At 45.0% G+C, this 21,696-nt stretch carries 19 protein-coding genes and 1 pseudogene; 10 read left to right on the forward strand and 10 right to left on the reverse strand.

Features of this window, described 5'->3' with window-relative positions; genetic code table 11:
- Positions 1-291 precede the first annotated feature (291 nt).
- Genes C2740_RS08065 through ggt form a run of 4 tightly spaced genes read left to right on the forward strand, consistent with a single transcriptional unit; the run spans position 292 to position 5,020 of the window.
- Positions 292-1,377: a TRAP transporter substrate-binding protein gene (locus C2740_RS08065; protein WP_215293047.1), complete on the forward strand. Its 1,086-nt coding sequence runs from the start codon at positions 292-294 to the stop codon at positions 1,375-1,377.
- 20 nt (positions 1,378-1,397) lie between these two features.
- Entirely contained in the window at positions 1,398-1,940 is a 543-nt protein-coding gene (locus C2740_RS08070) for a TRAP transporter small permease subunit (RefSeq protein ID WP_215293048.1), read from the forward strand.
- A complete protein-coding gene (locus tag C2740_RS08075; protein ID WP_215293050.1) occupies positions 1,937-3,382 on the forward strand; it encodes a TRAP transporter large permease subunit in 1,446 nt (481 codons plus the stop codon). The genes C2740_RS08070 and C2740_RS08075 overlap by 4 nt, the downstream gene beginning before the upstream one ends.
- A 39-nt stretch (positions 3,383-3,421) precedes the next feature.
- A complete protein-coding gene (ggt, locus tag C2740_RS08080; protein WP_215293052.1) occupies positions 3,422-5,020 on the forward strand; it encodes a gamma-glutamyltransferase in 1,599 nt (532 codons plus the stop codon).
- On the opposite strand, the gene C2740_RS08085 is transcribed toward ggt, so the two are convergent.
- A complete protein-coding gene (locus C2740_RS08085) occupies positions 5,007-5,636 on the reverse strand; it encodes a trimeric intracellular cation channel family protein (RefSeq protein WP_215293054.1) in 630 nt (209 codons plus the stop codon). The two genes, ggt and C2740_RS08085, sit on opposite strands and share 14 nt — an antisense overlap.
- An 89-nt stretch (positions 5,637-5,725) precedes the next feature.
- Between C2740_RS08085 and maiA the strand changes: the two genes are divergently transcribed.
- Positions 5,726-6,394, forward strand: a complete 669-nt coding sequence (maiA, locus tag C2740_RS08090; protein ID WP_215293056.1) for a maleylacetoacetate isomerase — start codon at positions 5,726-5,728, stop codon at positions 6,392-6,394.
- Here maiA and C2740_RS08095 read toward each other — a convergent pair.
- From C2740_RS08095 to C2740_RS08105, 3 genes are all read right to left on the reverse strand, one after another.
- Positions 6,387-7,316, reverse strand: a complete 930-nt coding sequence (locus tag C2740_RS08095) for a ketopantoate reductase family protein (RefSeq protein WP_215293058.1) — start codon at positions 7,314-7,316, stop codon at positions 6,387-6,389. The genes maiA and C2740_RS08095 overlap by 8 nt on opposite strands.
- Complete coding sequence (locus tag C2740_RS08100; RefSeq protein ID WP_251369627.1) at positions 7,306-7,593, reverse strand: 2Fe-2S iron-sulfur cluster binding domain-containing protein; 288 nt, start codon at positions 7,591-7,593, stop codon at positions 7,306-7,308. The genes C2740_RS08095 and C2740_RS08100 overlap by 11 nt, the downstream gene beginning before the upstream one ends.
- 64 nt (positions 7,594-7,657) lie before the next feature.
- Positions 7,658-9,217, reverse strand: coding sequence for a Rieske 2Fe-2S domain-containing protein (locus tag C2740_RS08105; RefSeq protein WP_215293060.1), 1,560 nt, complete (start codon positions 9,215-9,217; stop codon positions 7,658-7,660).
- 122 nt (positions 9,218-9,339) lie between these two features.
- On the opposite strand from C2740_RS08105, the gene C2740_RS08110 reads away from it, so the two are divergent.
- Positions 9,340-10,005: a GntR family transcriptional regulator gene (locus C2740_RS08110; RefSeq protein ID WP_215293062.1), complete on the forward strand. Its 666-nt coding sequence runs from the start codon at positions 9,340-9,342 to the stop codon at positions 10,003-10,005.
- 46 nt (positions 10,006-10,051) lie between these two features.
- Here the strand turns inward: C2740_RS08110 and C2740_RS08115 are convergent, their stop codons facing one another.
- The gene (locus C2740_RS08115; RefSeq protein WP_215293064.1) at positions 10,052-10,891 is read right to left on the reverse strand and encodes a class II aldolase/adducin family protein; all 840 of its coding nucleotides are present in this window, start codon (positions 10,889-10,891) and stop codon (positions 10,052-10,054) included.
- Between the two features lie 136 nt (positions 10,892-11,027).
- On the opposite strand from C2740_RS08115, the gene C2740_RS08120 reads away from it, so the two are divergent.
- Positions 11,028-11,924, forward strand: coding sequence for a LysR substrate-binding domain-containing protein (locus tag C2740_RS08120; protein WP_251369628.1), 897 nt, complete (start codon positions 11,028-11,030; stop codon positions 11,922-11,924).
- A 9-nt stretch (positions 11,925-11,933) separates the two neighbouring features.
- On the opposite strand, the gene C2740_RS08125 is transcribed toward C2740_RS08120, so the two are convergent.
- From C2740_RS08125 to C2740_RS08145, 5 genes and pseudogenes are all read right to left on the reverse strand, one after another.
- On the reverse strand, positions 11,934-12,797 hold the full coding sequence (locus C2740_RS08125; RefSeq protein WP_215293068.1) for an alpha/beta fold hydrolase: 864 nt from the start codon (positions 12,795-12,797) through the stop codon (positions 11,934-11,936).
- 84 nt (positions 12,798-12,881) lie between these two features.
- Positions 12,882-14,072, reverse strand: a complete 1,191-nt coding sequence (locus C2740_RS08130) for an ABC transporter substrate-binding protein (protein WP_251369629.1) — start codon at positions 14,070-14,072, stop codon at positions 12,882-12,884.
- Between the two features lie 97 nt (positions 14,073-14,169).
- Complete coding sequence (locus C2740_RS08135; RefSeq protein WP_215293070.1) at positions 14,170-15,510, reverse strand: NAD(P)H-dependent oxidoreductase; 1,341 nt, start codon at positions 15,508-15,510, stop codon at positions 14,170-14,172.
- 67 nt (positions 15,511-15,577) lie between these two features.
- Positions 15,578-18,217, reverse strand: a complete 2,640-nt coding sequence (gene mdeB / locus C2740_RS08140) for an alpha-ketoglutarate dehydrogenase (RefSeq protein WP_215293072.1) — start codon at positions 18,215-18,217, stop codon at positions 15,578-15,580.
- A 34-nt stretch (positions 18,218-18,251) separates the two neighbouring features.
- Positions 18,252-19,157: pseudogene (locus C2740_RS08145) on the reverse strand (2-oxo acid dehydrogenase subunit E2); the annotation flags it as partial.
- Between the two features lie 228 nt (positions 19,158-19,385).
- Between C2740_RS08145 and C2740_RS08150 the strand changes: the two are divergent.
- Genes C2740_RS08150 through C2740_RS08160 form a run of 3 tightly spaced genes read left to right on the forward strand, consistent with a single transcriptional unit; the run spans position 19,386 to position 21,690 of the window.
- Positions 19,386-19,850: an Lrp/AsnC family transcriptional regulator gene (locus C2740_RS08150; RefSeq protein WP_215293074.1), complete on the forward strand. Its 465-nt coding sequence runs from the start codon at positions 19,386-19,388 to the stop codon at positions 19,848-19,850.
- Positions 19,851-19,901: 51 nt separating this feature from the next.
- Entirely contained in the window at positions 19,902-20,663 is a 762-nt protein-coding gene (locus C2740_RS08155; protein ID WP_215293076.1) for an SDR family oxidoreductase, read from the forward strand.
- Between the two features lie 43 nt (positions 20,664-20,706).
- A complete protein-coding gene (locus tag C2740_RS08160) occupies positions 20,707-21,690 on the forward strand; it encodes a tripartite tricarboxylate transporter substrate binding protein (protein WP_215293078.1) in 984 nt (327 codons plus the stop codon).
- Positions 21,691-21,696 lie beyond the last annotated feature (6 nt).

Here is a 21,696-nt window from a genome sequence, read left to right on the forward strand (position 1 = left end):
TTATGCTTTGAAAAAAATCAAAGAAATCCATTACTTAGGGTAATTCCTCATCGATTTGACTCGGGGTTTTCCCGAGAAATATGGATTTGATGCAATGCACTTAAACCATCATCTCAATATGGAATGGAGCGCCTCTAAACCTAGATGCACAATTGGGGTGCATATTCGTGCATCTAGGTGCAAACTTGGAAAGTAATATGACCGCACTTCGCTCTAATAGTCTCAGAAGTTAATAAAAAAGGCATTATCAAAAAATGCTATTTCGAAAATGTTAAACAAGGAGCATTCCAAATGAAAAGACGTGACTTTTTAGGTAAGACCGCACTTGGCGCTGCCGCGGGCGTATTGGCTGCACCGGCGATTGCACAATCCATGCCGGAAGTGAAATGGCGCTGTGCCTCTAGTTTTCCAAAGAGCTTAGATACGATTTATGGCGGTGGCGAGTTCATCTCCAAACGCGTTGCCGCTCTCACGGACGGCAAATTCCAAATCCGTATTTTTGGAGCAGGTGAAATCGTTCCAGCCTTCGGTACTGTTGATGCAGTGCAACAAGGAACTGTAGAGTGCACTCACACTGCTGGCTATTACTTTGTAGGCAAAAACAAAACTTTTGCTTTTGACACAACCGTCCCATTTGGCATGAATCAGCGCCAACAAAATGCCTGGATGTATTGGGGTGGCGGCTTGAAACTGCAACGTGAGTTCTTACGTGACTACAACATTATTTCTTTCCCAGCAGGTAACACTGGAACTCAGATGGGCGGCTGGTTTAAAAAGCCAGTAAAAACTGTTGCAGACCTTAAAGGTTTGAAAATGCGTATTGCCGGACTCGGCGGAGAAGTAATGTCCCGCTTAGGCGCAATCCCACAACAAATCGCTGGTGGCGATATTTACCCAGCTCTTGAAAAAGGCGTAATTGATGCGGCTGAATGGGTAGGCCCGTACGATGATGAAAAATTAGGCTTTTACAAAATTGCCCCTTACTACTACTACCCAGGATGGTGGGAAGCTTGCTCGATGTACTCCATGTACGTCAACATCAAAGAATGGGAAAAGTTGCCAAAGCAATATCAAGAAGCTTTGACCTCAGCTTGCGCAGAATGCAACATTGACATGATGGCTGAGTACGACTACAAAAACCCAATCGCTTTGCAAAGCTTAATTAAGAATGGCGTCAAGCTGCAATCTTATTCAACAGAAATTATGAAAGCCGCATCTACTGCAGCCTTCGAAATGTATGAAGAAGAAGCGGCCAAGAATCCATCATTTAAGAAGATTTATGAGCCTTGGAAAAAATTCCGCAATGATCAAATGTTGTGGAATAAAGTTGCTGAGCAAACTCTCATGAGCTTCATGTTGACAAATCCGGTCAAATAAAACCTTACTGAGAATCTGATATGCCAAAACAATTTTTAGTTTTCGCAAGTTTCGTTGATCGTTTAAATGACCGTTTTGGTGTATTAGCGAGTTGGATGGTATTAATTGCCGTACTGGTCAGCACAGCAAATGCGCTGATTCGGTACGGCTTCAATATCAGCTCCAATGGTTGGCTGGAAGCCCAGTGGTACTTATTTGCCGGCATGGTGATGTTTGGTGCCGCGACTACTTTCCGCCTCAATGAACATGTGCGAGTAGATGTCCTTTATGCAATGTACCCCAATAAAGTTCGACTTTGGTTGGATTTTTGGGGTGGCATTGTCTTCTTTTTACCCGTAACGATCATCATCGGCTTTTACTCCTGGGAATTTTTTATCACTTCGGTGATTCAAAATGAGACCTCGAGCAACCCCGGCGGCCTCATTCGTTGGCCAGTGCGCGGCGTGATTACTTTGGGCTTTTTCTTATTAACGCTCCAAGGTATTTCTGAAATTATCAAACGCTACGCAGCCATTATTGGCATGATTCAAATCGATCCTAAGTACGAAAGACCTCTCCAATGATTAGCCAAGATTTAATGGCCCCCATCATGTTTGGGGGCTTGATTGTATTTTTATTGCTCGGATATCCTGCCGCGTTTTCTCTTGGCGCTGTAGGCTTATTCTTTTCCTTCATCGGCATTGAAATGGGCATGTTCCAGCCCACATTCTTGCAAGCCCTACCAGATCGAGTGTTTGGCATTCTTTCGAATGACTTATTGCTCTCAATTCCCTTCTTCACCTTCATGGGTGCGATTCTTGAGAAGTGCGGCTTGGCGGAAGACATGCTCGAAGGCTTGGGTCAGCTATTTGGCCCAATCCGCGGTGGTTTAGCTTATGCCGTCATTATTGTTGGTGCGATTCTGGGAGCCATTACTGGAACCGTTGCTGCTTCAGTGATTGCAATGGGATTAATTTCTCTGCCAATCATGTTGCGCTACGGTTACAACCCGCGCGTAGCGACTGGTGTGATTGCTGCATCTGGAACTATCACTCAACTCATACCACCATCACTCGTTTTAATTGTGCTGGCTGACCAGTTAGGTAAGTCTGTTGGCGATATGTATGCCGGCGCCATTGGACCATCCATCATTCAGGTAGTGCTGTTCTGCTTGTTTATTTTCTTCTTATCGATTTTCAGACCTCAAGACGTACCAGCACTTCCGCCAGAAGCTCGTCCAAAAATCGACTGGAAATTGTTCAAGCGAATCTTATGGGGCATTGTTCCATCCATCGCACTGATCTTCTTGGTACTAGGAACCATCTTGATGGGCCTTGCTACTCCAACTGAAGGCGGCGCAATGGGCTCCGTGGGAGCATTACTTCTCGCTGCTATGAATAAGCGCTTAGAAAAGCCTTTGGTCTGGGAAGCAATGACTTCCACTATGCGCATCAATGCCATGGTGATTTTCATTCTGATTGGCTCTACAGTGTTTGGTTTGGCATTCCGCGGTGTGGACGGCGACCTTTGGATTGAGCACCTCTTGTCTGGCCTACCAGGCGGTCAAGTCGGCTTCTTAATTGTGGTGAACTTGTTTGTGTTCTTCTTGGCCTTCTTCTTAGACTATTTTGAAATCGCTTTCATCATCATTCCATTATTAGCTCCGGTTGCAGACAAGCTCGGCATTGATCTGATTTGGTTTGGCGTGCTTCTCGGTGCCAATATGCAGACCTCATTCATGCATCCCCCGTTTGGATTTGCATTGTTTTATCTGCGAGGCGTTGCACCAAAATCACTAAAGAGCTCGGATATTTATTACGGAGCCCTGCCGTGGGTTGGTCTGCAACTAATTCTGGTAGCCATCATCATCTTCATCCCAGAAACAGTGACCTACTTTGTGGATAAGCCAACTGTTGCTTTTGATGCTAGTGGGCCATCCGTTGATCCATTAGCTGGTGTCGAGCAAAATGAGATCACGGTAGACTCTAGTTCAGATATCGAGCGGCAATTGCGAGAAAATAAATAATATAAAAATAGTAGGACAAAAAATTAGAGGGGTTTTGCAATGCAAGCAAAGTGGGGTATTCAAGGGATGGCGGTTGCACCGCACTCCCTTGCTTCTGAATCGGCATTAGCGGTTCTGAGAGAAGGTGGTAACGCATTAGAAGCAATGGTGGCTGCAGCAGCTACCATTGCTGTCGTTTATCCTCACATGAACTCAATTGGCGGAGACTCGTTCTGGGTCATTCATTCGCCTGGCAAGGCAATGGGCGGTATTGATGCCTGTGGCGCAGCAGCTGGTTTAGCCAGCAAACAATGGTACGCAGAGCGGGGTATCACAAAAGCAATTCCGTTTCGCGGTCCAGTTGCAGCAAATACCGTTGCCGGCACGATCTCTGGTTGGGGTGCGGCACACAAACTCTCTAAGCAAGGTCTAGGCGGGAAGATTACTTTATCTCGCTTATTAGCTGATGCGATTCATTATGCTGAAGCAGGCGTTCCAGTCACCTACAGCCAATCGAGCCTTACCGCCAAAAAGCGTGAAGAGCTCAGTTCTATTCCTGGTTTTTCCCAAACCTTCCTAGTCAACGGCAAAGCACCAGCTGTTGGAAGCATCTTCAAGCAAGAGCGGCTAGCTAAAACACTGCGTCAGATTGCAAGCAAAGGTACTGAGGATTTTTATCGTGGTGACCTTGCTAATTTATTGGCAAAGGAGCTTACCGATATTGGTAGTCCCTTGCGTTTAAGCGATCTCCATCGTCACCATGCAAAACTCATTGATCCGCTTGAACTGAAACATAGTCTGGGTAATGTGTACAACATGGTGCCGCCTACCCAAGGCGTAGTCTCATTAATGATCATTGGCATCTTGGATCAATTGAACTTAAAACGCTTTAAGGTGGATAGTACAGAGTATGTGCATCATTGCGTTGAAGCTACCAAACAAGCATTTAAGATTCGGGATCAATTTGTAACCGATCCCGCCTACATGAGTAAAAATGCACAGTCATTTTTATCTCCTGCGTTCTTGAAAAAACTTGCCAAGAATATTGATTCCAACAAGGCCTTACCATGGGGCCAGGGCAAAGGTCCCGCAGATACCATCTGGATGGGGGTGATTGATGGTGATGGCAACTGCGTCTCCTTCATTCAAAGCATCTATCACGAGTTTGGTGCTGGCATTGTTTTACCGAAGTCAGGCGTGAATTGGCAGAATCGCGGTTGTAGCTTCTCCTTAGATCCTAAGACGCTCAATCATCTTGAGCCTTATCGCAAACCTTTCCATACACTTAATCCCGCCATGGCCTTATTTAAAGATGGTCGCTCTATGGTTTACGGAACAATGGGTGGTGATGGCCAACCTCAAACGCAATGTGCCGTCTTCACCCGTACCGCTACCTATGGGCTTGATCCACAGGATGCCATTAGTCGCCCACGCTGGTTGCTTGGTCGTACCTGGGGTCAAACCAGTGATAGCCTGAAATTAGAATCTCGCTTCAGTCCATGGGTTGCAAAAGAATTACATGCCATGGGTCATGAAATTGAGATGCTGGATGCTTTTGATGAGACAGTGGGTCATGCTGGCTGCATCATTCGAGATCCATCAGGCACCTTACGGGGGGGCTGGGACCCACGTAGTGACGGGGCTGTTAGCGCGTTTTAGTAATAAACATTTTTGGTACGCGCAGATCCCAATAAATGGCAGCTGCGCGTAATCCAAAGATTCCTAACATGCAAAGTACGGAACCCTCAATCGCATATTGAGGAATGAAGTTCAATACCAATACATAAGCACAACATCCTAGCGTTACCGGAATTGCATACAACTCATGAGACATTAAAAGTGTTTTCCGGCCTGCCAAAATATCCCGCAATAAACCCCCGCCAATTGCAGTAATTACGCCTAATATCACCGGGGCTACCGGCAAACCGAAATCCATGCCCCAGGCCTTGTCTGCTCCCTGAATAGCAAACAGTGCGGCACCAAAAGCATCGATATATAGCATCCATCGGTATATCTGAGGTTGAGTAAAAAAAGATTCGGCAAAAAATGTTAGGACGCTAGCGCCCAATGCAAGCCAAACATAAATCTGGCCCTCAGACCAAAAGATAGGGGCTTCCAAAATAATGTCCCGAATAGTACCCCCGCCAATTGCGGTAATTAAACCGAGCACTAAAACACCAAACAGATCAACGCCACGATCAGCAATCGCAAGGACGCCAGTGACCGCAAAGGCCATGGTTGCAATGATGCCAATCCAAAAATTAATTTCATCCATAACAAACAGTCTAAAGGAATTGAAAAGCCCTTCACTCGAATTCGCTTCCTTAATATACTGTTAGCCATGAGTCCAAGGAAAGTACTTATATGAAACCCAAGCTTTATAGCTACTGGCGCAGCTCGGCAGCTTTTCGTGTTCGTATTGCACTTAATCTCAAGGGTATGGACTATGAAGTGATTCCTATCCACCTTAGCAAAAATGGTGGCGAACAACTATCTGAGGCCTATATAAGCAAAAATCCAACTCGCCTCGTACCACTATTGGATGATGGAAAAAATTGCATTCATCAATCACTCGCCATCATTGAGTACTTAGATGAGATTCAATCCACGCCAGCACTACTCCCAAGTTCACCGATCGATCGCGCTTGGGTGCGCTCATTAGCAATGGATATCGCTATTGATATTCATCCCATCAGTAATTTACGAGTGCTTCGTTACCTAATAAAACAGGTTGGGGCAAGTAATGAGGCCAAAGATACTTGGTACCAACATTGGATTAAGGTGGGAATGGATAGCCTTGAAAAAAAATTAGGCGCTGATCCCCGCGTTGGACGTTTTGCCTTTCGTGATCAGCCTGGTCTCATTGATATTTGTCTAGTGCCCCAACTCTTTAATGCTGTAAGTACGAAAATGGATATGAGTCCTTACCCCACTCTAATGAAGATCTTTAATGAGTGTATGAAGTTACCCGCATTTATTGACGCCTCTTGGGAAAAACAAATTGATGCAGAAGGTTTAAACCCTTCTATTTAATTTGAGATTCCAACATTTTGACTAATGCATAGACTGACTCGTTATACGGAGTAGCGACCTTATATCGCTTACCTAGCTCCACAATATAGCCATTCAAGAAATCAATTTCCGTCATTTTTCCTCTAGCCAAATCTTGAGCAGTTGAGGAAACTTGGGTAAGCATCGTGGTTGCTATAGATTTATTTACCGCAAGCGCCTCCGACATACTAATGTCAACCTTTTCATGCGCAGCAATTACCAAAAACTCTTTAGTAATTTCCTCGATCAGCTTGACAATACCAGGGGACTTCATCATTTCACCATAGGGTATTTGGCCAATACCCGAGATAGCATTAAAAGAACAGTTCACCATAAACTTGAGCCACATATCTCTTTTAATCTGGGGCGCAAGCGAGCATGGAACACCTGCCTCTTCAAATAGCCTGGTGATCTCTTTGAGATTTTGATCGCCAACAGAGGTGCCCTGCCCTAGATTGCCAATCAGCAACTCTCCTCTACCATGATGCTTCATAGTTCTTGGGCCAATCATCTCTGCAGCAACATACACAACCGCCGCATAAATCGGATTAGCAATGATTTTGGAAGCAAGATCAATATTAGCCACACCATTTTGCAAGCTCAGAATGACCGCCTTACTTGGCAGAATAGATTTCACCTCAGCTAGCATGCGCTCTGTATCGAGAGACTTCACACTCAGTAACACTAAATCCGCATCACTCAGAATGGAAGGGTCAGCGCTTGCTTTAACCTGAACTGTTTCATGAAATGCTTTGCAATCCATCTCCAAACCAGACTCATTCAGAGCTGCGGTACGCTCTGGCCTAGCGATAAAAGTGACGTCATGATGCCCACGAGCCAACATACCGCCGAAATAGCAGCCAACTGCACCTGCACCTAATACGTATATCTTTTTATAAATCAAGTACCAGTGTTCCGCTCTTAATATGGGAGATACAGGGAGTTAAATACTCCTGGTGCTCAGTTTCACTCAAAATGCAATCACCATGCTCTACATCACCACTGATGTATCTTGTCTTACAGGTGCCGCAAAGCCCGGATTGGCATGAGGTTGGAACTTCAATGCCGATCTTAGCTAGAGCATCAATGATTGATTCGGCTCTCGTGATGCTTATTTTTTGGCCAGTGCTCTGAACCTCAATCACTAACCCTTCAGAGTCCACGCTGGAAATTTTATTCACTTTTTTGCCTCTCTCCACAAAAATAATGGGCTGCAATAGCAGCCCATACCTTCCAATTGATTGATTAATGCTTGAATTGTGCCTTTGCAGTTTGCTCGAGCTCTTCCATTTTTGCTTTTACAAAGTCGTTACGCTCTTTGCCCTTGTACTGCTCACTCTCCGTCAGAATAGCGATCACACCCTTAGCGACAAAGCGTCTTTGAGCCACCTCTTCTTCAGTGCTAGCGCCGATTGGCAATTCAAAAACGTTGCCAGAGCAATAGCTGTTAGGTGCGCCATTAATTTCTTTGAGCCACTCAGAAAATGCTTCCGCACTCGCTGCAGGATTAGATCCACGCACTGCATCACGCAACATCTTTCTAAATAAATAGGGGCCGGCATCAAACTTTGTGGGGTTCTCCAATGCATGAATAGCAATTGGTCTTTGGCTAATAATGGCTTCATAGTCACCAGGGGCGTACTGGGCCATTTTGTAGTTAGAGCGTGCTCTGTGATCAGATGGAATCTCCACAAGATCATTAATCGTGTGATTGCCAAAACGCTCATTTCTTCTTAAGGCAACCTGACCATCTAAGAAATCAATGGACTCATATCCAACCAACTCTTTTTGTCCGATGCCTCGAGTATCAATACCAGGGCCCATCACACGCCAACCAATCATCTTGCTATTAATGTCATCGACTGGAACTGTCCAGCGGATGATATGAAAGCGACTAAATAATTTCTTATTAGAACCATCTTCCGATGTGTAAGCATGCAAACTCAGATTTGGTAATACCTGATGTTGAACTCGTATAAATAATTTTTCGTTATTTACACGACGAGCGCCAGAACAGGCCAAACCTCTACCGCCATGAATGGGGACAAACTGCATATCAGGATGAACTTCCATCGTAGGGGCTCCCACCTCATCAAATGTAGTGCCCTGGTAGTGACCACCAACCACGTTTTTGGCAGCATGCAGTTCAGCTGTGTGGAAATTATCTGCAGCGTTATCTTGTACTTGCAACCAATTGCAATGCTGAAAATTACTGTAAGGAACTAACTCATCTCCAGGTGCTACCGTAAAATCTGACTCCCATTCAGGAAATGGTGGCTCTTTATCTGGAGCGCCCATATACGCAAATACCAAACCGTTTCTTTCGAATGCCTTATAGGCGCCCTGTTGAATGGAGCATGCATATTTTTCTGCTTCAGCTTCTTCGCCCTTAGGAAAAGGTGCATTCAAACACGTCCCATCCACATCGAACACCATGCCGTGATAACAACACTTAATTCCATGTTCTTGAATCAAGCCATACTCAAGTGAAGCGCCACGATGTACGCAATGCGCATGCAGCAAACCAACTCTTCCGCTGCCATCACGAAACGCGACTAACTCTTCGCCCAAGATTGTTAAAAACTTTGGCGTGTCAGTGAGCTCAATTGACATACAAACTGGATGCCAAAAGCCACGCATGTATTCACCCATTGGAGTGCCTGGACCCACTTCGGTGAGTTCTGGATCATGACCAGGAACTTTATTGGTGTAGTAGCCACCGTAGGGTACTAATTTCTTAGGTGTGCCACCTGCTCCAGCTGAGGCGCCAACTTTCTTTTCTGCCTGCTCCTGTTTGCTTGTCATTACTGGGGTCTCCTATTAATTGACTGGTCTTTTTACTTTGTATACTGTATACAGAGTATATAATATTTTTTAAATGGGTGCAGACCCCAAAACACGATTTCAGGCTTCCAGAACCCCAAAAGATGCTTTCACAACTTAATAAACTGCCAGCTAGAACTGATTATGTCCAAGCGGTTTACACCGCCCTATTAGATGCAATTAGTGATGGCTCTCTTCCGCCCGGAACACGCATTACCCAGGAAGACATTGCTGAACAAATGAATGTTTCTCGCTTACCAGTGCTTCAGGCACTGCGCATGTTGAAGAATGATGGCTTTGTTGAAGATGCCCCCGGTAGAGGCCTGCAAGTCACTGCATTAAATATTGAGTGGATCGATAAACTGTATGAAGTACGCGGCGCATTGGATTCTTTGGCGGCAAAACTAGCCGCCCAAAAGAAATGTGTGATTAATCCCGCACTAATCAAACATGGTCGTGCTGTATCTGAAAAGAGCGATGTCAAGGCATTGATTGATGCAGATATGGCTTTTCATAGTGCAATCTATGAGGCTTCAGAAAATCCACTCATTGCCAAAAGCGCTCACTTACATTGGGTGCATCTTCGCCGAGTGATGGGTGCTGTACTGCAATCTACCCAAGGCTCAACTATTTGGGATGAACATCAGGCAATTGCAGATGCCATTAAAAATGGGGATGAGAGAAAAGCTGCTGAACTCTCTGAGCTACATGCAATGCGAGCCAGAAAAAATCTTATTGGACAGCTTGAGCAGGTGCTATCGAGTAATTAAAAAATCCCAGCATGCTGGGATTTTTCTTTCTGCACTTCTTTTAAGATTACGCAAACATATCTGGTTGATTTTCTTTTAAATAACCCCAGATTGGCTGGAAGTGTAACCAGCCAATATACTCGCTACCTACGTGCTCACGACTGTAACGGGCAACCTCGGGAGAGAGCAAGTTAGGCTTGATGCCAGTTGCCTCAACCAACATCTGCTGCTTGCAGCAACGCTCCAAAGCAATAAACCAAAATGCTGCAGCTTCAATACTATGGCGACTCACCGTAAGCAAACCATGATTGCGATGAATAATGGCCTTCACCTTCTTCAATGATCCTGCTACGTTGTAACCTGCATTATCTTCAACTGCTACTTGGCCTGCTTGTTCTGCTAGAACCATATGGTCTTCAAAGAATGCAGCAGCATCTTGAGAGATTGGATCTAAAGGTTTTCCTAAGGCTGCAAATGCTGTTCCATAAACTGTATGGGCATGACACATAGCAACAATGTCTGGATGTTTTTCATGAACTGCCGCATGCAATACAAAACCAGCACGATTCAATGCATGCTTGCCTTCCAAAATATTACCTTCATGATCTGCCAAAATTAAATTAGAAACTTTGACTTGATCAAAATGTACTGCCATTGGATTTGTCCAATATAGGTTTGGATGCTCAGGATCACGAACAGTTAAATGCCCTGCAAATCCATAGTCAAACTTTTCTAAAGCGAACGCTCTGCATGCAGCGACTAATCGCTCTTTGAGGTGCTGACGCTCCTCGGCAAAGTTCTTAAATTTTGGCAGGTAAGGAAAAATCTGGGATTTGTCTTCTGGTTGATAGATAGACTCTCTGCCACCCAAGTCCAACTTACGTTCTCTCTCCATTACTTCAGCCATGTGAATTCCTTTTTATATACAGATAAACGCGCCACCAACAGCACAACTAGACTGTAATCATGGGCTTTCGAGAGGGTTTTGACAAACGATAACTGTTCATGGAGAGATGAATATAAATCATGTATATTATATTTACATGAGAAAAATGCCAAATTATGTACTATTGCGCGCTTTTGAGGCCGCTGCACGCCTTGAGAGCTTTACCTTGGCCGCAAAAGAATTACACCTCACTCAGTCGGCAATTAGCCATCAAATAAGAGAACTTGAGGATTATTTTGGAAAGCCGCTTTTTTTACGCAAGAATCGTAAAGTGGAGCCCACCGCTGAAGGACGTCGCCTATTAGATTCCCTCTCCAGGGTCTTTGATGTCATTGAAGCGGCATGTAATGAAGTCACTCTTGCTCCAAGCTCGCAAGTTCTTGCCCTACATTGCTCGCCTAGCTTTGCAGCCAAGTGGCTTAGTCCAAGACTGCCGGAATTCATTAAGGACAATCCCGACATTACTATTCGACTGACATCGGGAGCAGAGCCAATTGATCTTCTGCGCAACCAAGAAGTGGATATCGCCATCTCTTATCAATCCATTCATGAAGGACCTGGCATCACCTCAATCTCCTTGGGCGAAGAAAACATTGTTCCCCTCTGTGCCCCTCATTTAATTGACCCCAAGGTTCCTATAGACGAATTGATGAGTAGACTCACCTTAATTGAGTCGTCTCTCAATCACCATACCTGGGAACAATGGTTTGAGATAAATCATCTTAAAAACCCATCAACTCGCAAAATGTCATTTGATCGCGCAGCCCTCTCTGTATCAGCAGCAGTTGATGGAATTGGCGCTGTACTTGAGAGCGTGCGATTTGCTGAAAGAGAGATCTTGCGTGGCGAGCTTGTAGAACTTGGCAAAGGGACCTTCTTACCCACTACCGACAGAACACACTTTTTATCCTATCGGTCCAATGCAAAAAACAGTCAAAAAATAAAACTCTTCAAAGAGTGGATTTGCATTAAAGCTGGGGTGGCTGCAGAATGATCCCCCAATCTATTTTTTCAACCAATCAATAATGAGTTTGGTTACTTGCTCAGGTTGCTCACGATGCAAGAAATGGCCAGCGTTATCTACTAGCTTAAATTCATACTCTTTATTGAAATACTGTGACTGCTCCAGCATGAGTTCAGCTCGCAAATCTTCTTTGCCGCATAGCGCAAGTGTAGGGACCTCAATAGGGCGAGCCATTTTTTCCCGAACAGATATTAAATTAGGATCTGCTTTAGTCACATCAAACATTGCGCGATAGTAAGCCAGTGTTGCAGCCAAAACCCCTGGCTTTTCTAGGGTGTCTTTGACGGCTTGAATATGCGCCTCATCGCGATGACTTGGAATGGTCCAATAGGACCAAAGATAATCAATGAAAGCTTGGTTGTTTGCAAGAATAGCCTTCTCTGGTAGATCCGGCAATTGAAAGAACCACCAATGAAAAGATCGATGAATATGTTTGGGATTTACTAGGCTTTCGGTCACTTGACCTGGATGAGGCACTGCCATAACAACGGCACGAGAAATTAGCTCTGGATATGCAGCCAGTACGGCATAAGAAATAATGGCACCCCAATCTTGACCAACAAGATGAACGGGCTGATCCTCAGAAAACATTTTAATTAATCCAGCAATATCTTCTACTAGCGTTGCTTTGTCATAAAACCCACCAATAGGAATTTCAGTAGGCCTATAACCGCGCAGGTAGGGGGTAACCACTCGATAGCCTTGTGCAACAAGCGCGGGTATTTGATGGCTCCAAGTCGTAGCGATATCTGGGAAGCCATGCAATAACATGACTAAGGGTCCCTGACCTTCCTCATGATAGGCAAACTTCAGGTTGTTAGCGTTAATATATTTGAGAGTCATGATTTAGAGTAATAAGGGTTGCACAAAGCAAGACGCCGCTTTTTGGGCGGCGTCTGCTCAACTATAAATTCCTATTTAAGGAAATTATTTCTTCTTTGCTGCGATGGGACCGGCTGCATCTTCTGCGTTCAGATATTCAACGCGACCATTTTCAACTACGCCCATCACTACATTCTTAGGCTTAATTGCTTCATGATCACCAGCTATATATGGCTTGACATAGGTTGTTATTACACCCTCTACTGGAGCATTCAAATCATTCAATGCAGCCAAGATTTTTGGCCCCTCTGTACTGTTAGCCTGTTTAATAGCGGCAGCCATCAAGTACACAGAGTCATATCCTTGAGCTGCTGACACTGCAGAAGGAATCAAACCGTTCTTTGGGTTGTACTCTTTTAAGTACGCATCAATAAATGCCTTACGTTTTGGTGTATTGCCTAATTGAATAAAGGTTTGCGGCATCACAGCGCCGTTACCATTTTTACCAGCTGTATCAATAAAGTTAGAGAGCGATAAAGTCCAGCTGCCAATCATTGGTTTTTTCCAGCCCAACTTTGCCATGCCATTAGCAATTTGAGCCAACTCAGGCCCAATTGCATAAGTCAAAATGACTTCAGCACCAGCATTTTTTGCAGACAGAATTTGAGAAGTCATATCAACGTCGCCGATATTGAATTTTTCTACCGCTACAGCAGTAACGCCATAAGCCTTTAATGCTTTCTCCATATCTTCACGGCCTAACTGACCATAGTTAGTAGAGTCAGCCAAAATAGCCACCTTCTTGAAGCCACGCTTCTCAACGGCCTCTTTAGCAATCAACGGAGCCTGAATACTGTCAGCAGCAGAAATACGGAAAATATAATTCTCTGGAGCATTTGGGAACTGCTTGGTCACAACAGATCCAGAAGCCATAGTAATTACTGGAATTTTTGCATCCTGATAAAAACGGGAAGAAGCCAATACAACCCCAGTATTAATAAAGCCCAATACACCGGCTACTTTTTCGTTATTAATAAATTCTTGTGAGATTTGAACGCCGCGCTCATTTTTTGCCTCATCATCGCGCTCAATCAAAACAATCTTGTTCCCATTAATACCGCCTGCAGCATTAATTTCTTTTACTGCCAGACGAATACCGCCGCGGTTACTGACGCCCATTGGGGATGAACCACCAGTAAATGGGCCAATAACGCCAAGTTTAATATCAGCTGCATATGAGGTACTTACCAGCATTGCAGCCACTGCGGCTGCATAAATATGATGACGAATCTTCAAAATGTCTCCTTAATGAAATAAATAATGCGGGGAATACAAGAACAACAAACACTTCTAAGCTAGAAATGACATCACCCCTAGCTTAGAAAAATAAATTCTATTGGCGAAATACTTTTTCCATTTCGCGACGGAATTGAATTGCTTGCTTAGTGGCGTCGTAATCTACATCACTCCAACACACTGGCTTTCCTGCTGAAATGTCTTTGTTCAAGACCATGTTGTGTGCCAGCCCAATCGGCAGAGCGCCAAGCTTAAGCGAGTCGGTAGCAGTCATGAGTTTTCCATAGACAGTGAAGCCACCCTCACCATCTAATTTCTCACCAGCCTTCAGCGTACGCTTGGCGGTAGCAACTACATCACCCTTCCATTCACCAGTCGCCCCCGTAGCCTCACCACGCACAGCAATACTGGCAACAGAAATGCCGAGCTCCAAGCCTATCAGATGGTAAGGCTTGTACATCGCTGCATATTTACCAGTGCTATCTGTTTTTAAACCATATTGTGCGAAGCAATCAATGACATATTGACTAGGAGCCTCAAAGACTGCAAACACGCCCCAACGTAAATCTCTAAATACTGGCCGCCCATCTCTTTCAACCGAAGAAACTACTTCTACAGTACCTTTTTGAGTTAGCAGACCACCCTCGGCTACTGGTCGAAAGATGTGGGGCAAGTCATCCACACCACAAGGTGGGAACTCAAGGCCATTGCTTGGTGGCGTCAAGTCACAAGCATTTGATACTGCAGCCATTTCAAGCGCCGACTTTGTCCCATCCAAGAATGAATTAAACATTTGCGCATTAAAGTCACCGCCAGCCACCATCTCTTCAGAAAAACCATAATGACCCCAGACGGTATCCGGCGTGGACTGATGATAGATAGGTAAATATTTAGTACCTTTGCCCGCGCACACCACTTCCAAGCCAATCGTTCTAGCCCAATCGACTAATTCAGCAATGAGAGCGGGTTGATCCCCAGAAGCCATGGAGTAAATTACACCGGCCTCCGCTGCTTTACGTGCAAGCAAAGGTCCAGCTAAAACATCTGCTTCTACATTGACCATGATGATGTGCTTACGATGATCAAAACAAAGTAAAGCATGACGAATACCCGCAGCTGGACTACCAGTAGAGTCAATCACAATATCGATGTACTCACTAGCGATCATTTTTTCAGCATCATCAGTAACAAAGGTAGCACCTGACTTGGCCGCATCCTGCAATGAAGTAGCGCTATAACGAGAAGCATCCCAACCTACACGAGCTAGAGATTCTTTTGCACGTGCGGGAGATAAATCAGCAACTGCCACCAAATGAATACCTGGAGTCCGCGGCGCTTGCGAGAGATACATAGAACCAAATTTACCTGCGCCAATAATACCCACCCGCACTGGACTGTTGTTAGCAGCACGTGCCTTGAGCTTTTGAATAAGGGACATCTAAAAATCTCCAGTTAATTTGGGAATAAAAAATAATGGGGCCATCATCAAAGAGAGGTCGAAAGAATTATTGCTTTAAGGACTCTTTCACTACTTTGCTGATACTGTCTGCGTTAACACCAAAATATTCTCTCAACGCAGCCCGTGTATCGCTCCGACCAAAACCATCGGTACCGAGCGTAATATACCCCCTGCCATCTGGAATGTAAGCTCGAATACTTTCGGGAAGCGCATGCACATAGTCTGTAGCAGCCACAATCGGGCCACGACCTTGAGCAAGCACTTGACTAATAAATGCTTGCTCAGCGCCAGTATTGCCTGAGAGTCTGTCCTGCTCTTTTGCCTTGCCATCTCTTGATAATTCGCTCCAGCTGGTCACGCTAAAGACGTCCACATTGATCCCTACATGAGCTAGTAAGTCGGCCGCTTTTAATACTTCAGTCATAATGGCACCGGAACCCATGAGGCTTACGTAAGATTTGCTATCGCCATTGCTAGCCTTCACAGTTTTTAGTTTGTAGCAACCACGAATTACACCATCGGCAGCATTCTCAGGCAAATCAGGCTGTGCATAGTTCTCGTTCATGAGGGTGATGTAATAGAACAAATCTTTTTGATCTATTAGCATATCGCGCATACCTTGGTCGACAATTACAGCTAACTCACCTGCAAATGCAGGGTCGTAGGCCTTGCAGTTTGGAATGGTTCCAGCTACCAACTGACTACTGCCGTCCTGATGCTGCAAACCTTCACCACCTAAAGTAGTCCTGCCTGAAGTAGCTCCCAATAAGAAGCCTCTTGCCCGTTGATCAGCGGCTGCCCAGATAGCATCGCCAATTCTCTGAAATCCAAACATCGAGTAATAGATATAGAAGGGAAGCATTGCTATTCCGTGCACACTATAACTGGTTGCTGCCGCAGTCCAACTTGCAATCGCGCCCGCCTCACTAATACCCTCTTCCAAAATTTGTCCGTCCAATGCCTCACGATAGCTCAGTACGGAGCCAATATCCTCTGGCTCATAGCGCTGACCAACGCTGGAGTAAATACCAACCTGTTTAAAGAGATTGGCCATACCAAATGTGCGCGCTTCATCTGCGACAATCGGCACAACTCTAGGCCCAAGCTCTTTATCTTTCAGCAAGTTTCCAAGCATCCGAACAAAAGCCATTGTGGTCGACATCTCCTTATCTTCAGCCTTGATTGCAAAAGCCGCATAAGAGTTGATATCGGGCACTTTTAATTGCTCACAATCTGAATAACGCTTGGGCAATTGGCCGCCGAGTTTATTACGCTGCTCCTTTAAATATTTCAGTTCTTCACTGCTCTCCTCGGGCCTAAAGAAAGTAAGGCTCGTAGCCTGCTCATCTGTTAATGGCAAGTTAAAACGATTGCGATATTCAATTAGCGCCTCGTCATCGAGCTTCTTCTGGCTATGCGTAGTCATTTTTCCTTGACCGGCATTACCCATGCCATAACCTTTCTTCGTATGCGCCAAGATTACTGTTGGCTGACCTATATGATTAGCGGCAGCTTTATAAGCAGCATAAATTTTGACGAGATCATGGCCACCTCTTTTGAGTCGATCGATTTGCTCATCTGTCATGCCTTGCGCAAGACGGGTCAACTCCTCATTTTGGCCAAAGAAATTGGTGCGATTGAAACTGCCGTCTTTAGCAGCAAATGTTTGCATCTGTCCATCAACCGTTTGAGCAAAAGCCTTCACTAAGGCACCAGTAGTATCCCTGGCAAACAGCCCGTCCCAATCACTGCCCCACACTAATTTAATAACGTTCCAACCAGAGCCGCGAAACAGTTTTTCAAGCTCGTCAATAATCCTGCCGTTGCCACGCACCGGACCATCTAAGCGTTGTAAGTTGCAATTGACCACCCAAACCAAGTTATCCAGCTTTTCTCTGGAGGCTAAAGTCAAGGCACTCATGCTTTCTGGCTCATCCATCTCACCATCGCCAAATACACCCCAAACTTTTCTGGTTGAGCAATCTAATAATTTTCGATCGCTCAGGTAGCGCATAAAACGCGCATGGTAAATCGAACTAATGGGGCCGATTCCCATTGAACCTGTTGGGAACTGCCAAAAGTCTGGCATTAACCAGGGATGTGGATAGCTTGATAAGCCTCTTGCACCAGCTTCAGGCGCAGTAATTTCTCGCCTGTAATGTGCGAGGTCATTCTCAGACAATCTGCCCTCCAAGTAAGCGCGCGCATATACACCTGGCGCACTATGCGGCTGAAAGAAAACGAGGTCGCCACGCTCTTTTGCATCACCACCCTCAGTTCTTGCACGGAAAAAATGATTAAAGCCAACTTCAAATAAATCAGCAGCGCTGGCATAGCTGGCAATGTGGCCGCCCAATTCCCCATAGGCTTCATTTGCTTTAGCAACCATCGCGAGCGCATTCCACCTCATGAGAGATGCAAGTTTTTCTTCGATTGCAAGGTCTCCAGGGAAAGGAGGTTGCTCATCCACAGGGATCGAATTGATGTAAGGAGTAACTAAGTCAGGCACCCAGTTGATTTGATTTTTATTGGCCAGCTTTACTAAATGATCCAAAATAAATTTGGCGCGCGCACTATCACCAGAGGCCAACAAATCCATAAATGCCTCATTCCACTCTGCAGTTTCCGCAGGATCAGTGTCTACGTTTTCAAGATTTAGATATTTTTTAATGTCGGGGGCATTCATGAAAAATTCCTCAGTAACTTTTTACTTTTAATAATCACAACATAACTTTACGAAAATCGCCCAGTAATTGGGCAAGATAAGTGGTGAAGTGGGTTGCTAAAGCCCCATCAATAACGCGATGATCCGCCGTCATAGAAAGTGGACAAATCAGACGCGGAATGAATTGCGAACCATTCCATATGGGCTTCATGGCAGACTTATTCACTGCCAAAATAGCCACTTCGGGTGCATTCACAATTGGGGCACAGTAAGTGCCGCCGATGCCACCCAATGAAGAAATCGTAAAGCTAGCGCCTTGCATCTGATCTGGCTTGAGTTTTCCTTCACGCGCCAACTTTGCTAAGCCAGCGGTCTCCTGTGCAATCTCCATAATGCCCTTCTGATCAACATTACGGATCACTGGCACTACCAAACCACCTTCGGTATCAACAGCAAAACCAATGTGAAAATATTTTTTCAAAATAAGCTCTTCACCGTCTAAGGAGGCATTGAATGTTGGGTATTTCTTAAGGGCAGCCACTGCGGCCTTAATAAGAAATGCCAGCAATGTAACCTTAATATCGTCTTTTTTATTTTCTTTGTTTAATGACGCGCGAAATTCTTCAAGATCAGTAATATCCGCATCGTCGTGATAGGTCACCGCTGGAATCATGACCCAATTGCGCGCCAGATTTGCAGCAGACACCTTCTGAATTCGACTGCGAGCTTGGCGCTCAATTTCTCCGAACCTCGTAAAGTCAATCTTAGGCCAAGGTAACAGATCAAAGCCAGCAATACCTTTGCCATTGAGGGCTGGTGAGATTTCTCTGGCTGACATTGAGCGCTTAATAAATTGCTGAATGTCTTCTTTCGTAATCCGGCCTCTTTGACCGCTACCGCGAACCTGCTGAATGTCAACACCAAATTCGCGGGCAAACTTTCTTGCAGAAGGGCTGGCCCAAATATCAGGGCTCAAAATGGATTGGCTTGTTGAGGCCTGATTGCCGCTGGGCAATAAACCTCCAACCTCAGGAAATGCAAACTCAAGACCCACAACCCCTCCAATGAACAACAGGTGTATTGATGGCTATATTTTGTTAGATTATCTACAAAATAGGATGCTAACTATTGGCTATAAATCATAATTTTCAGCATAAAATGCTGATATATAGACTTTTTGAGAAACTTTATGAAGCTAGACCCCATAGATATCAGAATTTTGAATGAACTCCAAAATGATAGCTCCCATAGCAATGTAGAGCTAGCAAAGCGGGTTCATCTCTCGCCATCGCCTTGTCTCATGCGGGTGAAAGCACTCAAAGACAAAGGGGTCATCAGAAACTATGTAGCGCTGGCAGATCCCAAAGTGTTGGGTCTTGGCTTAAACGTCTTTATCTCTATTAGCCTTAAAGAGCAATCCAAAGAGGCCTTAGCGGAATTTGAACAACGCATCTCAGAGCACGATGAAGTCATGGAGTGTTATCTCATGACCGGAGATAGTGATTACCTTATCCGCGTTGCAGTAGCTGATATGGGTGCGCTCGAAAAATTTATCCTAGAACAACTAACACCAATCTCTGGGATTGAGAAAATTCGATCTAGCTTCGCTTTAAAGCAAGTACGCTATAAAACTGCTTTACCATTACCAAAGTAGATGTAGAGCAATATAGAATTTATTCGAGACACTATACATAGAAAGAAAGCGATGCCACAGAAAAATAATAAAGTAGCACTCGTCACTGGAGCAGGAGTTGGAATTGGAAGAGCGGCAGCTAAAGCCCTTCTAAAAGGCGGATATCAAGTTGTACTCACTGGCCGCAACCTCGAGAAGCTAGAAAAAGCAATTACCGATATTGGTGGAACAAGCGACAACTGTCTTGCGGTAGCTTGTGATGTTGGTCAACCAGAGCAAGTGAAAAAATTATTTACCGCCCTTAAGGAACGTTTTGGGCGCATTGACGTGCTCTTCAATAACGCCGGCATTGGCGCTCCCGCCATTCCGATGGAAGATCTCACCTATGAGCAATGGATGAATGTTGTAAATGCAAATCTTTGCGGAGCTTTTTTATGTTCCCAAGAGGCAATTCGTATGATGAAGGCACAATCCCCGCAAGGTGGCAGAATTATTAATAATGGCTCAATTTCTGCGCATGCTCCAAGACCAATGTCAGCGCCCTATACTGCCACTAAGCATGCTATTAGCGGTCTAACAAAAACCATTTCACTAGATGGTCGTCCGTTTAACATTGCATGCGGCCAAATTGACATTGGTAATGCCGCCACAGAAATGACGGATCGCATGGCTGCTGGCATCATGCAAGCAGATCAATCTATTAAAGTTGAACCGCGTATGGATGTTGATCACGTGGGAGAAGCTGTACTACATATGGCTCAACTACCCCTGGAGAGCAATATTCTTTCAATGACAATTATGGCTACCAATATGCCTTTCGTTGGTAGAGGTTAATCCAAATTACTTCAGCTCAAATCAGAGTCGCCGGGGATAGATCATGAATAACGCACAACGTCGTCATTTCATTAGCCTAGCATTTGCCGCTGCCTTGTTGCCAAGCTTTCATGCAATTTCTGCTCCGGACAATGATTACCCAAATCGCTCAATAAAACTGGTAATCCCATTTCCCGCTGGAGGCAGTACTGATGCCATGGCACGTAACCTTGGCCCAGCCCTTGGTAAAGTGCTTGGCCAATCGATTGTGATTGAGAATAAGTCTGGAGCATCCGGCACGGTAGGTGCAGACTTTGTTGCAAAGTCTGCACCAGATGGATATACGCTACTGATGGGAACCTTGCATCTCACCATTGCGCAGTCTGTTTTTCCAAAACTCAATTACCGTATTGATAAAGACTTGGTGCCGATAGGAACCGTGGGAATGATTCCGAATGTTGTCGTAGTAAACGCATCCGTTCCAGCCAATAACATTAAAGAACTGGTCGCACTAACGAAAGCCAATCCCGATAAATATGATTACGCTTCCGTTGGCCCAGGATCTGCACATCATCTGATTGGAGAGATGTTCAAAATTAAAACTGGGGCCAGCCTAACCCACATACCTTATCGTGGCAGTGCCCCTGCTGTTGTTGACTTGCTTGGTGGCCAAGTATCAGTCATGTTTGATACGATTCCATCTGCTCTCCCTCACATCAAAGATGGAAAAACAAAAGCGCTAGCAGTGACAACAGCAAAACGCTCTAGCGCCCTTCCAAACGTTCCGACCCTGATTGAATCTGGAGTAGCTATAGATGTTGGCACCTGGAATGGGTTAATGTCTCCCGCAGGCACAGATCCAGCCATTATTGACAAGCTAAATCGAGCGGTTGTGACTGTGCTAAACGATCCTGAGATGCGAAAACAATTGCAAGCACTGGGGATCGAGCCGATGCCAAGTACCCCCGCAGAACTAAGGACACGCATCAATAAAGAAATAGTTGACTACAGTAGTTTGGCTAAAGAACTAAAACTGAGCGTTGAGTAAGCTCAT

Source organism: Polynucleobacter sp. MG-5-Ahmo-C2 (genome assembly GCF_018687735.1).
GTDB lineage: Bacteria > Pseudomonadota > Gammaproteobacteria > Burkholderiales > Burkholderiaceae > Polynucleobacter.